The following is a 13,408-nucleotide window of genomic DNA, read 5'->3' on the forward strand; positions in this document are numbered from 1 at the left end:
GGTCCGGGCTTCCAACGCCCGGTTGTACACCAGCCGCACACACCCGAACGTCCGGTTCAACAGCTCAGCCTGCTCAGGAGACGGATAGAAGCGGTACTTGTACGCCCGCCGCACCACCCCACCCACGTCCCACACCCTAACAACCGTCCACGTAAGACGATCATCGAAGGGAGGGAGCGGCGTTTCCTCCCGGCCCTGAACGGCCGAGTTTCCACGCCGCAATTCCGATGACGGGAGACCAGATGGCTCCCCGCTCGCGTTACGCCCAGCCCGCTTCGGATTCGTTGGCGGACGTCTTGGAGCGGGTCCTCGACCGTGGCGTGGTCATCGTCGGCGACATCGTCGTGGGCGTGCTCGACATCGAGCTGTTGACGTTGAAGGTGCGGCTGCTCGTCGCGTCGGTGGACACGGCCCGGCAGATGGGCATCGACTGGTGGCTACATGATCCTTTCCTGAACTCGCAGGCCGCCCAAGTCGAGGCCGACCGGAAGGTCGCGACGAGCGCGGGCCAGCGGGAGGAAATCGACGCCGATCAGGCGGGGGAGAAGGGGGATCAGGCGCGGCCGACCTCTCCGACGGCGGTGGGCAGCGGACGCGATGGCGGTGATGGGTCGATCGAGCAGTTGCGGGCGGAGAACGAGGCGCTGCGCGAGCGCCTGGCCGAGATCGAGCGGCGCATGGGGTCGGGGAACGCGGGATGACAGCGAACCGGGCCATCTACCTGTACGCCATCGTGCCGCCGGCCGCCGCAGTGCCCACAATGTCGGGCGTCTACGGCGAACCGACGCAGCTCCTCCACACATCAGGTTTGGGCGTCGTGACCAGCGAGGTGTCCGTCGAGAACTTCGCGGTGATCAACGACGATTCCGGCGACCCGGCCATGCTCGGCGAGCTCGCTCGCCGGCATGACGCGGTGGTCCGCGCCGCCGCGGACGCCGCCGACGCCACGCTACCGCTGCGGCTGGGCACCGTGGTGACCGGGCGGCGGGCCCTGTCTGATCTGCTGGCCGTCCGCGGCGAGCAGTTACGCCGCTTGTTGGACAAGGTCGCCGGCTGTGACGAGTTCGGGGTGCGAGTCACCGGCCGCACTGGCGCGAAGCGCCACGATGCCGCTGACACCCAGTCGGCTACCCCCGATGCCGAGGGCACCCCCGCAGATGCCGCCCACGGTGACCACGCCGGCTCACCCTCCGCGAGCGCCGGTGACGGGCTAGCCTACCTACAGCAGCGGCGCGAGGCGTTACAGCGCATGCAGCGACGCAGGCAGGCCACGGCCACGCTGGCCGCCGACGTGGACGCGGCACTGCGTGAGCAGGCAGCCGACGCCGTCACCGGCCGGGGCGGAAACCTGCTAGACCGGACGTACCTGGTGCACCGCGACCGGTCGTCGGCGTTCATCGAGGTTGTCGACCAATGCGGCGACCGCGTGGCGGCCGAGGGTTACCAGCTCAGCCTCAACGGGCCGTGGCCGCCGTACTCCTTCTCGGTGACCAACCTCGAAGTGGCCGGCCGTGGCTGAGCAGCGTGATCTGGGCACCCGACTCACCGGTACCACCGACCTGGTCGACCTCCTTGACCGGATCGTCGATCGCGGCGCCGTGATCAGCGGCGACGTCGTGATCGGACTAGCCGGCATCGATCTCATCCGTCTAGATCTCAACCTGCTGCTCATCTCGGTCCAACGGCTGGACGACCTCCAAGCTGGACTGGATAACCACGAAGACGGTGGAGTAAGCGACCGCGAACCGGGCAATGCCTGACAGGGACGCCCAGGAAAGGAGGCTCGCGTGATGACACCATCGCGGAAAGATTCACCGCTGCGGGTGAACATCGACCCGGAAAACGCCGGCGCGGGCCTCGGCCGCCTCGTCGTCGTCCTCCTGGACGTGATCCGGCAACTGCTAGAGCGCCAAGCGTTGCGCCGGGTGGACGACGGTGATCTGACCCCGCAGCAGGTAGAGCGGCTGGGGCAGGCGCTGCTGGCCCTGGACAGGCGCTTCGCCGAGCTGCGGGAGATCTTCCAGGACTCCGATGGCGAATTCGAAGTCGTCGACCCGCAACCTACTGCGGGACCGGCGGACCGTCAGCCGGCAGTACCTGACTTCCGGACGAACATCGACCGGCTGGTGACCTCCGACAGAACCGCCAAGACGGGCCAGACAGCTGACAGGCACGCCGCGTCGTAGCGGTGACGGCAACGCGACTAGCCGCCGACGACCGAAAGCAATGGGGCGGCCAGCGACTGAGGAGAGGCGATAAAGATGACCGTGATGACCACCGGAGTGAACCGCGCTCCCCGGCCGAGCAGCCTGGCCGATGTCGTGGATCTGATCCTGGACAAGGGCATCGTGATCGACGCGTATGTACGCGTCTCGCTGGTCGGGATCGAACTACTGACCATCGACGCCAGGGTAGTGATCGCCAGCGTGGACACCTACCTACGCTTCGCCGAGGCGGTCAACCGCCTCGACCTTCAACCCGAGGGCCAGGTCACCGGCCTGCCCGGAATGATCCAGGGAATGACGGAGGGAGCTTCCCGGTCAAAGACCCGCGGCGCGCTCGGCGGCGTCAAAGACAAGCTGACCGAGATCAAGGACTCCATGCACAGCGGCCGGGACGAGCAGGACGACGACGAAGACGATAACTCGGGTGGCCGGCGGCGCAAGCTCACGATCGGACGTCAGCCTTCCCGCCAAGCGGCCGAACGCTCCGGTTCCACTGACAAGGACAGCTGATCGTGCTGGTCGTCTACGCACTGGTCCGCTCCACACACCCGCTGCCCGAGCGTCTCACCGGGATCGGGAAGCCAGCCGGCCAGGTCCGGCTGGTGGGTGCCGAGCGGGTGGCCGCAGTGGTGAGCCAGATCGGCGACCAGGCCCTGCACGACGACGACGCCATCGGCTACCTCGACGTCCTACAGGCCCTGATCGAGAACGGCCCGGTCCTGCCGATTCGGTTCGGCACCCTAGCCCCAGACGACGATGCCGTGCGAACGGAAATCCTGGCACCGCTCGGCGAGCAGGGCGCCTCACGGCTGGACCAACTGGACGGCCTGGTCGAGATGCAACTCAAACTCATCGCCGACCAAGACGCCGAGCTTCGCGACCTGCTCGCCTCGTCACCGCCATTGCGCGAGCTGGTCGAGCAGGTCAAAGCAGGCGCGGCAGACGTCAGCGTGCACATCAGCGTCGGTGAACAGGTGAACCAAGGACTAGCCGAGCGGCGCGCCGCACTCGATGCTCAAGTTGCGGGCCGGCTGAAGCCGCTCACCCTTGACCACGGCTCACGCACCGGAGACGACGTCACGGTGCTCACCCAGTACTACCTGGTCCGGGTCGACGACCTCGAGCGGTTCGACGCAGCCGTCCAAGACCTCCTCGAGGACCTGGGCGACCGCTACACCCCGGAGTACGTCGGCCCGCTGCCACCGCTCGATTTCGCCGACGCTGAGAACGACCTGACCCAGACACCCTCGAACGGGACCACCCCCAGCCGCTGGGGATGGTGAGGAGACGGTACGAGCAGTGCCATGAGCAACACCCTGACGCTCAGGGCAGTCGCTGCTGGCGGGACGCCTTGGGCCAATCCGGCCCGCGGCGCCGTCATACAGGTGAACCCGGCAGGACCAACCGGGCAAGCTCCACGACGGGAATGCTGACCGACTGGCCGAGCAACGGCGTCGGCCGCAGGAATCGACCTGGGCCGGATGTGGCGAGGTGAGCAAGCCGACGGCCCATGTCAAGGCCGCTAGGACCGGGCTACACAGGAACGATGCACCTTTTGAGGCGGCTAGTCCGCGACGCAGGATCCCGGGACAGACGTGCCACCGCCAGTCGATGCCAGCTGTGCGGCGCCGACATCGACGGCACCGCAGCATGCGCCCTGATCCCCGCCCCGAACGGTCTTGACGCTCTCCCCGGACTCCAAGGGCGGCGAATGGTAGTTGCATGCAGCGGAGCACATCTGGCCGCGCTGCTCGCCGAGCACTGCCCAGCCCCCCGCTGACGAATGGTTCGTTCCATTGACAGGCAACCGCCCTGCGCGTCCCCATCTACTGCCTGCCTGCTGTGACCGCCTGTGATCGTGGAGGCGCCTCTCGGATCAGCGGAGACCTCGCCAAGGACGCCGGACGCGACGTCTGGGCCGAGGGCGCGCTGGCTGGCTGGGAGCGGGCCTGCTTGGACGCGGTCGCGTTGCCGGTGCGGGTCTGCTCCCGCCTACGGATGGTTGGAGCAAGGTCAGCCGGCGGACAGTACCGCAACGATGACGATGCTGATGGCCAGCAGAATAACGACGGCGAACACCGCCTGCGGTGGCCTCAGTCGCGGAAGATGCTGGATTGTCCGCAGGAGTTGCGCCGGCTGGTCCCACACGGATGGGGCCGCGTGGCGGCCATGCCGGCGGGTCGGCTCGGTGCTGGTCTGGTATATCACCGGGGTTTCCTCCGACGGGCGTCTGGTGCGCTGTTCGGATGAGCAGCAGGACTGTCGTTCCTCCTCGACAAGCAGGCCGCGTAGGCCGGCCTTCATCGGTAACAGGCGCTGGTCTGCTCCTCGGCGTTACATATCTGTGAGGTTGCCTGTGCAGATTGTGATCGGGGTTCGGTCGCTCGTCCCGCAGACAACCACGCGACAGAGCGCTAGGCGGGTGTAGCGGGCTGGCACAGCACCTCGCCCGTTGCCGGATCCTGGCACAGGTATCGGCGGCCCTCGTGCATCCACCCCCAGAGCGAGTCCTTGAACAGGGGTCGTCGGCAGTGCCTGCAGGTGACGCTCCGCCTTTCCTCGGGCGCCGGTTGGGCAACCTGGGCAGCCCCGTCCACATCGGCCGGCGTCTTGGTTGTGGATTTCGGCGAGGCGGTGCCAGCGGAGTGGCGGGCTGGCCTGGGCTTCGAAGCTGGGATTGACGGTGGGGTCTCAATCATGCGTACTCCCTCTGCACATTGAACGACCGGACCGGGCGTCACCCTGGATCTCGAACCGCCCGCCAGGGAAGCTGCTTAAGCCCGTTCTCTCCACAAAAGGAGGCGTTGCGGGCGGCCGTGCCGTTACGGGCACCATCGCCGGTTAGACCCCGGAAGGGGGTGAGGTGTACAGTCACGCGCTCGCCTTGCTCCGCAGTGAGCTCTTGCAAGGGGGTAGGCGCGGCCATCAACCGATGGTGGTGACGGCTTGTGCCCGGACCGGCAGCACGAGCCGGGTGGCGGACACGTCGAGCGCCGCGGTCACCGCCGGGTTCGGTGGCCGGTACGTCGGCTGGTCAACCTGAGCAAGGTCCAGTCGGATCCGGTGCCCGGCGGGGAACGCCCAATGGTTGCCGTACAACGGCACCTGGATTGCCCCGCTGCGGGGGTCGTAACCGGTGAAGTCGAACCGGTAGACGCCACGACTGACCAGCAGCGCAACGCCGTCAGGGGACACGTCCCACACCCGTGCGGCCAGCACCGCGGTGGTGGCGCCTGGCGTGGCGGCGTACCGGGCTTGAGCGTGGCCGATCCCGATGAGCGTCTGCTCCGTCGGCAGCGGTTGCGAAATTCCGGTGTAGCCGTCGGTCGGGGAGGTGGTCAGCCGGACGGACGTGCGGCAGCCGGCACCGGTAGAGGTGATGGTGCCGCCGGCGACGGCATCGGTGGCGGCTGCGTCCGGATCGGTGGCGCCTGAGGTCGGCGCCAGGAGCACCGAGCCGTTGTAGTCGACGATGAGGATTCCCTTGGCGAGGCCCTCCGGGCTACCCGCGCGGATCGCGTCCGCGGCTGTCGCCGCGCCCGCGCACCGCGTGGGGTAGCTGGATACCGTGGTGCGCGCGGGGCGGCCGCCGGTGATGTTCGCCTGTAGGAATCTCCACGCCTGTTCATTGATCGCCTGCCACACGGCCGGCGGGTTCTGCGCCCGGGCGTGCCCGATGTCGCCTACGGCGACAGCGACCGGCCAGTCGCGGTTCAGACTCTTGAGGTAGGTGAACATGCGGAACGACTCCACCGGCGGAAACAGGTCATCGGTCCAGCCCGACACGGAGAAAATCGCCGGCGTACGGCCCGCATCCCGGCCGATCCGCCACCCCGGCTGGTAGTAGGCGGAGTGCCACCCGCTGAACGCTGCTCTCAACTGCCCCATAATCGGATCATCCACGCGGCCCGGCGCGCTGTACGGCTCTCCCGCGTCGACTCTGGCCAGCCAGGCGGTGAACGGCTCCGGACCGTTGCTCTGCGGGCTCAGCGAGCCCTCGTCGAAGACACCGTTGGCAGTGCCGACACCGTACAGCCCGCCGATGTAGCTGGTCTTGGCGACGCCGATCGGGTTGCCGACGCCGAGACTGTCGGGCGCCCCCTGCGCCGACGAGTACAGGTCGCTGCCCCGGTACGGCTCACCAGCGGGCGCTTGGGAAGGTCCGCCCGCGTGGCCGTTGGGCATCAGCGCGTAGGCGAGGTCGGTCCACGGATACTTGGGCACGGCGACCTGCAGACGCAGCCGCGGCAGGCCGGGCCAGTCGCTCCAATACTCGCTGCCTGCCTGAGCGGCCGCCTGCAGCCAACTCTCCCCGCCACCGTAGGAGCCGCCGCTGACCGCGACCTGGTTCCGATTGATGTCGAGATAGGCAAGCGCCACCAGGGCGGCGAGCCACTGGGTGTCGCGGATCTCGACATCCTTGTTTTTAACGCGGATGGTGCCGGCCGGCGGGCAGGCCGACCCGCCGGGCGGCAGGCAGGTCGGCGTGACGCCCGCGGGCGTCGACGGCTGGTAGCTGGCTTTCGGGCCGTTGTCGCGGAAGCCGCGGGCGGTGTAGGTGAGCACGTAGTAGCCGTGTTCGGCGAACCAGTGGCTGTTCCAGTGATACTTGTCCGCCCCGTCAGCGACTGCCGAGGTGGATTCCCACTCGTGCTTGTCGTTGCCGAAGCCGTGCAGCAGCACGATCAAGGGGTGGATGTCACCAGTGCCGGGCATGGGCCGGGTGACATCCACGTCCAGCGGCGTGCCGTCAAAACTGGGAACCTGCGCCGAGCAGATCGTCGCCCCACCCGGATACGCCGCACAGTTCGCCCTCAGCGCCCCGGCATACGGCGATCCGTCGCCCGCCGCAGCCGCCACGGTGGGCGCTGCCCCCGGCAGGACCGCCAACAGAGCGAGCGTGCCGGCGAGGGCCACCCGGCCCCATTCCCTACGCGTCCGTGTCACCGTGATCCAGCCCCTCTACCTGCCCGCCTTGCTCCTCTCCTACTGATGTTCATCTCTGAAATGGCCAACTCCGCAACAGCCCGGTCACAGTCGGAGGGAGCTGTGACGACTGCGGGGTGGTGTCCACCGGCCTGCCGGCAGCCACCACCCCGCACACAGGATCTGGCGAAGGTCAGCTCACTTGGTGTCGGTTGCGGTGAGGGTGAACGGGACTGCGGCACCCAGCCACAGTTGGGTGAGGACGTATCGGGTTCCGCTGGGGATCGTGCCGGCCTCGTCGGCGGCCGAGGAGGCCGCTGAGCCGAGCAAGGTGCACGACTCGTCGTAGAAGTACAGGTCGAAGTCGTACGGGGCCAAGCTGTCGCTGCTCACGTGCACCTCGTGGGCGCCGTCGCCGAAGCTGTCCGGCAACTGGGTGACCCAGCCGTCGGCGCCCTGCGCCGGTGCCGCCGGCACCGCACAGGTCGTCTTGAACGCCGTGGCCGTGACGCCGGTGGCGTCGTCGGCCGTGCCGGTGGACGGGTTCCCGGTGGCGATGACGCCGGTCTCGGTCACCGGCGCGTCCGGCGGTGACGGGGGCAGCGGCTCGACCCCGGTGGCGGTGGGGGAGAAGACCTGCAGCTCGGCGGTCTGCACGTCGGTCTTGGTCTCGCCGAGCGCGGTGTCGGCCCAGAACCGCACGTACTGTGCCTGCACTGGCTTCGGCAGGGTCAACTGCTTGTAGTGCAGGTCAGGCGCGGTCGGTCGAGGCGTCTGGTAGGTGAAGGCGTCCGCCTTGGTCAGGGTGGTCTGCCAGTTCGTGCCGTCGATGGAGGTCTGCAGGGTGAACCCGCGCAGCCCCTCGAATCGGGAGGTGGTGAAGGCGCTGACCTGGATCGACGAGATCTGGGCCGGGGCGGCCAGTTTGATCACGGCGTTCCCGGTTCCCGGGGTGGTCTTCCAGCTGCTGGCTTCGGTGTCGTCGATCAGGCGGGCGGCGCCGGTCGTGGTGGCGGAGACGATGGTGGCGCCGTTGGCGGCCGAGGCCAGGTTGGGTGCCAGGGCGAACCGCAACGCGGAGGTCTTGCCGGCGGTGACCTTGATGCCCGGGAAGGTCCGGGCGCCGAACCCGTCGGCCGCGATCGTCACCGGGTAGGTGCCGGCGGTCACCGGCGCGGAGAACCCGCCGTCCGCGGACGAGGTCCGCAGCGGCGTGACCCTGGCTTCGAAAACGCCGAGCATGATGCGGGCGCCGGGGATGGGCTTGCCGGTGGCCGCGTTGACGACGGTGCCGGTCAGGGTGCCGTTGCGGGCCGGGTTCGTGTGCTCGTAGGAGGGGATGGGGTCGGTGTCGTCGCCGCCGTCGCTGACGGCGTGCACGCCCAGGCCCCGCTTGGCGAACGCGCCGTACACGGCATCCACGAGGGCGGCGTAGTCGGAGCGGCTGTGGTAGCGGTTGTCCAAAGCGGTGCGGATGGCGTCGCGCATGTCGATGAACGACGGGTCCGCCGGGGACAGCGGCATCGCGTCGGTGATCAGCCGTGCGGCGATCTCACCGCCGGCGACCTGCCCGTACCGGGCGACGAGGGCTTTGCGCATGTCCCACAGGATGGTGGTCCAGATCTCCCCGTCCGAGTGGACCTCGGGGCCGCCAAGGTCGTATCCGACGTCGCCGTAGCCGGTGGGGTTCTGGTCGTAGCTCCAGTTGCGGATGCCGCGTTCGCTGTTGCCGGTGACGTGCTGGCCGACCACGGCGGTGGTGGCGAGCTGGTTGCCGTAGAGGTGGTTCAGCGCGTACCAGTCGCCCCAACCCTCACCCATCGACCCGGACTGGTGGGAGTTGAGAGCGTTGTCCTCGCCACTGACGTACCGGTTGGACAGCCCGTGCGCGTACTCGTGTTCGATGACGGAGGCGTCGAAGTTGCCGTCGGAGTACGGCCCTTCGAAGGTGTCGTTGACCGGCTCCCACAGGAACATGCCGCTCCAGGCGGGGATGCCGTCGGGGAGGGTGAGCATGTAGGCGTTGTCGCGGCCGGTGTAGGTGGGTGCGCCGCCGGTTGCCGCCCCGGCGTGGACCAGCCCCAGAACGGGGTCACCGCCCTGGCCGCCGTTGCCGCCGTTGTTGACCTGGAAATTACCGGCGGACTCGGTGAAGCCCAGCGCCCGGAACTCGTCGTGGATGCGGTTGTGGTGCCAGAACAGGTTCGTCGCCGCCGGATCGAGATCCAGGGCGTAGGACGGCGGCACGGACTGGCCGTTGCTGCGGGCCCAGTTCGCGGCGTACGCATAGTTGAACTGCCCGGTGAGGCTCACCGGCCGGGGTCCCTGGTCGGCGGGGACCAGGAAGTTCGAGTAGTTGGCGTAGGTGTTGGCGTTGTTGCCGACCGTGGTCAGGCCCGCCAGGCCCACCAGCCCGGTCGGGTCGACGTAACCCGAGGGGGACTGGGCGGTCGGCCCGAACGACTTGACCACCGGGGCGCCGCCGGCCGGGGCTCCGGGGTAGTTCTCGTAGACGGTGCCTTCGGCGTCGTGCGCCACCAGGGATGCCTGGTACAGCGTTTCCCCGGTCGCCGCGTCGACGACGGTGTCCCACGCCTCGTCGAGGGCCTTGATGAACAGCACCCGGTAGGCGGGCCGGGCGCCGTCCCGGGTCGGGAACGCCGCTTTCTGCACATAGGAGGCGCCGGCGAACGGCCCCTTGGCGAACACCTGGAAGCCGGCGCGGTCGCCGGCCGGCACAGCGGTGTAGGACACCCCGGGGGCGAGCTTGCCGGCCACGCCCTCCAGCACCTTGGCCGCGGAGAGTTTGTGCGTGCCCAGCAGCGTGCCGGTACGGGCGGAATTGCCGGCGTAGGAGAGAACCTTGCCGTCGCTGGTCACCGCCACGCCGAGGCGGCCACCGCGGACCGCCGGCAGACCCGCGTACGTCTGCGTGAAGTTCACGACGTGCGTGCCGGTACCGACCAGTTCGTGGTCGCGTACGACAGCGAGTGACGCGACGTCCGCCGCCGTGAGGCCGAACGCGTCACGGTTGACGTCGATGAACGACCGGGCCACCGAGACGGGATCCCCCGAGCGGGGCCCGGTGAGCCAGCCACCGTCCTTGCGGATCGTCCGAGGCGTGCCGAACCGGCCGTCCCAACTGACCCGAGTACCGGCACTCGCGGCGGCGACCAACTCGCGTACCGCAGCGAGTTGCCCGTCCGTGGGACGCACGGACTGGGCTGCACGCCGGACATCAAGCCTGTCGACGACCGGCGAGCCGACGTCAACGACGGCCGAGGCGACAGCAGGACTGAGCGTGAGAACCAAGGCGAAAGCCGCCCCGACCGCAAGCGGTCGACGAATACCCATCGAGACTCCTCTGCGGGTCTGATCATGCCTGCGCCCGTGCCGGTGCCGGCTGCCTGTCGTACTGCACATCGACGGGGACGGCTGCATCGCAACGCAACGTGCAGGACGCAGTCCTACGGCTACGGCACGTGAGTGCGGCTGGGGCGGGCGGATGGTTCCTCCGGGCCGACGACCTATCGGACGTCGCCGGACAGTAGCGGCTACCGTCGTCCCGGCCTCGGCGCTGCGATGGGTGACGTGACCGGCGCCGGCCGAGCCGGCCTGGTGACCAGCGCCGACGTCGGCCGTTAGCGGCGTTGGGCTGGTCATGGGTGATCGAAAGCCGTATCCCAGTGATGTCACCGACGAGCAGTGGGCGCTGATCGGCCCGTTCCTGCAGGTGTGGAAGGCCAAGCGCGTGTCGGTCTCGGGCCATCAGGGTGACTACGATCTGCGGGAGATCGTGAACGCGATCCTCTATCAGAACCGGACCGGCTGTCAGTGGGCGTATCTGCCGCACGACCTCCCACAGAAGTCAGCGACGTACTACTACTTCGCGTTGTGGCGTGACGACGGCACCGACCAGGCGATCCATGAACTGCTGCGCTGCCAGGCGAGGGAGAAGGCCGGCCGCCGGGAGGATCCGACCGCGGTCGTGCTGGACACGCAGTCGCTGCGCGCGGCCAACCACGTGCCCGCGGCGACGACCGGTAAGGACGCCGCGATACGAGTGCCCGGCCGTAAGCGGGGCCTGGCCGTGGACGCCCTCGGCCTGATCATCGCCGTGGTGGTGACCGCCGCCTCGATCACCGACAACGCGATCGGGATCAAGCTCCTGGACAAGGTCGCCGAGCACACCCCGACGGTCACCCGGGCCTGGGTGGACGCCGGCTTCAAACAGGACGTCGCGGTCCACGGCGCCGTCCTGGGCATCGACGTCGAGATCGTCAAACGCGCCGACACCGGCCAGGGGTTCGTGCCGGTCCGCAAGCGGTGGATCGTCGAGCAGGTCAACGGCACGCTGATGCTGCACCGCCGCCTCGCCCGCGAGTACGAGAGCCGACCGGAGTCATCGGTGTCGCGCACCCTGTGGACGTCGATGGCCAACCTGGTCCGGCGGCTGACCGGCACCAACACCCCGTCCTGGCGGCACCGGTGAACATCACCACGATCCTCGACCTGATCGCCGAACGCGAAACCGCCGCAGGTCAGGCCGCCGATCGGCTACGCCAGCAGATCACGGCGCTCACCGCCGAACTCGCCCGCATCGACAGCGAACTGGCCGACCTCGCGACCACCCGCACCACCCTGCAAGCACTGGCCGCCGCCGAGTTCACGGCCGAGGATCCGACCATCGCCAGCGCCCCCTACCAGCAGATCCTTGCCGTCCTCCACGCCGCGCCCACCGGGATGCTCGCCAAAGACATCTGCATCGCGTCGGCGTCGAGCCCTCACCCAAGCACGTCGAAGGCGCTCGCGCGAGGCTGAAACGCCTGGTCAGCCGCCAGATCCTCACCGAGACCGAGCCCGGAATATTCGTTCTTGCCCCGAAAAGGACCTAGCCTTTCGAACCGCCCTCTCAGAGACTCCCGCCCCCGCTGCTGCGGAGGTTGCTGCCGTCCGTCGGGTTCCGGTGGTCGTCCAGACGGCGGCGGGCCTCCGCCGACGCCGCCAGGTTACGGACCTGGTGGTCCCCGTCGGTCGCCGTCCGTCGGCTGCGGCGCCACAATGCCAGGGCCACGAGGACAAGCAGTACGACGATGAGGATGACGAGCCAGCGCATGTCCGCCTCCTGGAGGTGAGATCCCTGCCGTCCAGGATGCACGGCCAGGTCAAGGGCCAGGACTGGCGATGGGGACGGCAGGTAAGTGCGGCTGAGGGGTAGCTGCAGAACCTCACCCTCCGCCAGGTGAACCAACCCGGGCGCGGGCGACGCCTCCACCGGGCTGCGAGACGTCCTCTAGGAACGGGCCGATCAGCGCTCACTGCTCGTCGGTGGCATCACTGGGATGCGGCTTTCGATCACCCATGACCAGCCCAACGCCGCTAACGGCCGACGGTTATGACCGGGATTCATCTTCCACGACATCCGGTGATCTCTATCCACAGCGAGCCTGCAGGACGATCTCCAATCGGACTCAAACCGCAGACCAACTCAAAGATCTTCGAACCGCCCTCTCAGTTCGTCACCCATCAGGCACCAGACGGCCGCTACCGACTAAGCCCCTGTGCAGCATCCGCGTCGCGAACCGAGGGAACGAGTGGCAACCGGTGTGTACGCCAGTGGACTTCAATGGACACCAATGGATTTTTCCAGCACCCCCCGGATATGCGATCCAGCTCAGCCGGTAGGCGTCCTGGTCCGATTGAGCGCCGCCAGCGTGAACCGAAGGGCGCCGACGTGGACGCCGTCTGCCGGCGTGGACGTGCGATCCGCCACAGGCCATCCACGTCCAACTGCGCCAGGCCGAATCAGCGCGTGACCAGGCCGTTGATCAGAGTGACGTTGGGCATGATCACCTCGGGATCGCTATTCATCCATACGGTATGTATGCTCGCTGACCGAGACCTACCCCTCCAACTCATGCCATCCCGCCCAATCACCCCCGGGTGACTGGCCAGATCGGAGCGACATGGGCTGCCCACACGCCCAGGAGTGCCCGCTTTTCCCGTTGCTCAACGCAAGCTTGCGCGACTGGCGGAACTACTACTGCGACAGCGCGGAGAGTTGGCGGACGTGTGCTCGGTACAAGCTGTCCCGGACGGGGCGGCTCGTGCCGATCTCGCTCCTCCCGAACGGCTTCGATGCGTCACACCTGAGAGGTGACCCCGCCGCCGACGGGCCGGACCCGGCCGGTGCGCCACAGACGGCCACGTCACGGCTCGATCCGGGGTCCTCGCAGCGGTTCGAGCCGGTGCCGGCC

General features: G+C 68.4%; 13 protein-coding genes. 8 read left to right on the top strand and 5 right to left on the bottom strand.

Translation table 11 applies throughout. The annotated features are described in order from the left end of the window. Positions 1-135 (bottom strand): helix-turn-helix domain-containing protein (locus tag ACY34I_RS38480; RefSeq protein ID WP_462760174.1); only part of this gene is annotated, 135 nt, incomplete at its 3' end. Between the two features lie 107 nt (positions 136-242). Between ACY34I_RS38480 and gvpJ (ACY34I_RS38485) the strand changes: the two genes are divergently transcribed. From gvpJ (ACY34I_RS38485) to ACY34I_RS38510, 6 genes are all read left to right on the top strand, one after another. Further along, the gene (gene gvpJ / locus ACY34I_RS38485) at positions 243-701 is read left to right on the top strand and encodes a gas vesicle protein GvpJ (protein ID WP_462760154.1); all 459 of its coding nucleotides are present in this window, start codon (positions 243-245) and stop codon (positions 699-701) included. Next, positions 698-1,519 carry a GvpL/GvpF family gas vesicle protein gene (locus tag ACY34I_RS38490; protein WP_462760156.1) on the top strand — a complete coding sequence of 274 codons (822 nt, stop codon included), beginning with the start codon at positions 698-700 and terminating at the stop codon, positions 1,517-1,519. The genes gvpJ (ACY34I_RS38485) and ACY34I_RS38490 overlap by 4 nt, the downstream gene beginning before the upstream one ends. Beyond that, positions 1,512-1,760: a gas vesicle protein GvpJ gene (gvpJ, locus tag ACY34I_RS38495; protein WP_462760158.1), complete on the top strand. Its 249-nt coding sequence runs from the start codon at positions 1,512-1,514 to the stop codon at positions 1,758-1,760. Before ACY34I_RS38490 ends, gvpJ (ACY34I_RS38495) begins: the two co-directional genes overlap by 8 nt. A 30-nt stretch (positions 1,761-1,790) precedes the next feature. After that, positions 1,791-2,186 (top strand): gas vesicle protein K, encoded by a 396-nt coding sequence (locus ACY34I_RS38500; protein ID WP_462760176.1) that lies wholly within the window; start codon positions 1,791-1,793, stop codon positions 2,184-2,186. A gap of 75 nt (positions 2,187-2,261) precedes the next feature. After that, the gene (locus ACY34I_RS38505) at positions 2,262-2,735 is read left to right on the top strand and encodes a gas vesicle structural protein GvpA (protein WP_462760160.1); all 474 of its coding nucleotides are present in this window, start codon (positions 2,262-2,264) and stop codon (positions 2,733-2,735) included. Between the two features lie 2 nt (positions 2,736-2,737). Beyond that, complete coding sequence (locus ACY34I_RS38510) at positions 2,738-3,508, top strand: GvpL/GvpF family gas vesicle protein (protein ID WP_462760162.1); 771 nt, start codon at positions 2,738-2,740, stop codon at positions 3,506-3,508. A 730-nt stretch (positions 3,509-4,238) separates the two neighbouring features. Here the strand turns inward: ACY34I_RS38510 and ACY34I_RS38515 are convergent. The 3 genes from ACY34I_RS38515 to ACY34I_RS38525 form a co-directional block, all read right to left on the bottom strand. Then, the gene (locus tag ACY34I_RS38515) at positions 4,239-4,433 is read right to left on the bottom strand and encodes a hypothetical protein (protein WP_462760164.1); all 195 of its coding nucleotides are present in this window, start codon (positions 4,431-4,433) and stop codon (positions 4,239-4,241) included. A gap of 717 nt (positions 4,434-5,150) precedes the next feature. Continuing rightward, a complete protein-coding gene (locus ACY34I_RS38520) occupies positions 5,151-7,142 on the bottom strand; it encodes an alpha/beta hydrolase family protein (protein ID WP_462760166.1) in 1,992 nt (663 codons plus the stop codon). A 207-nt stretch (positions 7,143-7,349) separates the two neighbouring features. Continuing rightward, complete coding sequence (locus ACY34I_RS38525; RefSeq protein ID WP_462760168.1) at positions 7,350-10,367, bottom strand: M36 family metallopeptidase; 3,018 nt, start codon at positions 10,365-10,367, stop codon at positions 7,350-7,352. Between the two features lie 445 nt (positions 10,368-10,812). Between ACY34I_RS38525 and ACY34I_RS38530 the strand changes: the two genes are divergently transcribed. Then, the gene (locus ACY34I_RS38530) at positions 10,813-11,643 is read left to right on the top strand and encodes an IS5 family transposase (protein WP_462760170.1); all 831 of its coding nucleotides are present in this window, start codon (positions 10,813-10,815) and stop codon (positions 11,641-11,643) included. Continuing rightward, a complete protein-coding gene (locus tag ACY34I_RS38535) occupies positions 11,640-11,972 on the top strand; it encodes a hypothetical protein (RefSeq protein WP_462760172.1) in 333 nt (110 codons plus the stop codon). Before ACY34I_RS38530 ends, ACY34I_RS38535 begins: the two co-directional genes overlap by 4 nt. A gap of 91 nt (positions 11,973-12,063) precedes the next feature. Here ACY34I_RS38535 and ACY34I_RS38540 read toward each other — a convergent pair whose 3' ends face one another. Beyond that, on the bottom strand, positions 12,064-12,267 hold the full coding sequence (locus ACY34I_RS38540) for a hypothetical protein (protein WP_143193843.1): 204 nt from the start codon (positions 12,265-12,267) through the stop codon (positions 12,064-12,066). Positions 12,268-13,408: the final 1,141 nt, after the last annotated feature.

The sequence above is a fragment of the Micromonospora sp. RTBAU3-60 genome (assembly GCF_054963695.1).

Coding starts and splice junctions, on each gene's coding strand:
- gvpJ (WP_462760154.1), top strand. CDS start 243: ATGGCTCCCCGCTCGCGTTACGCCCAGCCCGCTTCGGATTCGTTGGCG.
- ACY34I_RS38500 (WP_462760176.1), top strand. CDS start 1,791: ATGACACCATCGCGGAAAGATTCACCGCTGCGGGTGAACATCGACCCG.
- ACY34I_RS38505 (WP_462760160.1), top strand. CDS start 2,262: ATGACCGTGATGACCACCGGAGTGAACCGCGCTCCCCGGCCGAGCAGC.
- ACY34I_RS38540 (WP_143193843.1), bottom strand. CDS start 12,267: ATGCGCTGGCTCGTCATCCTCATCGTCGTACTGCTTGTCCTCGTGGCC.
- ACY34I_RS38530 (WP_462760170.1), top strand. CDS start 10,813: ATGGGTGATCGAAAGCCGTATCCCAGTGATGTCACCGACGAGCAGTGG.
- ACY34I_RS38490 (WP_462760156.1), top strand. CDS start 698: ATGACAGCGAACCGGGCCATCTACCTGTACGCCATCGTGCCGCCGGCC.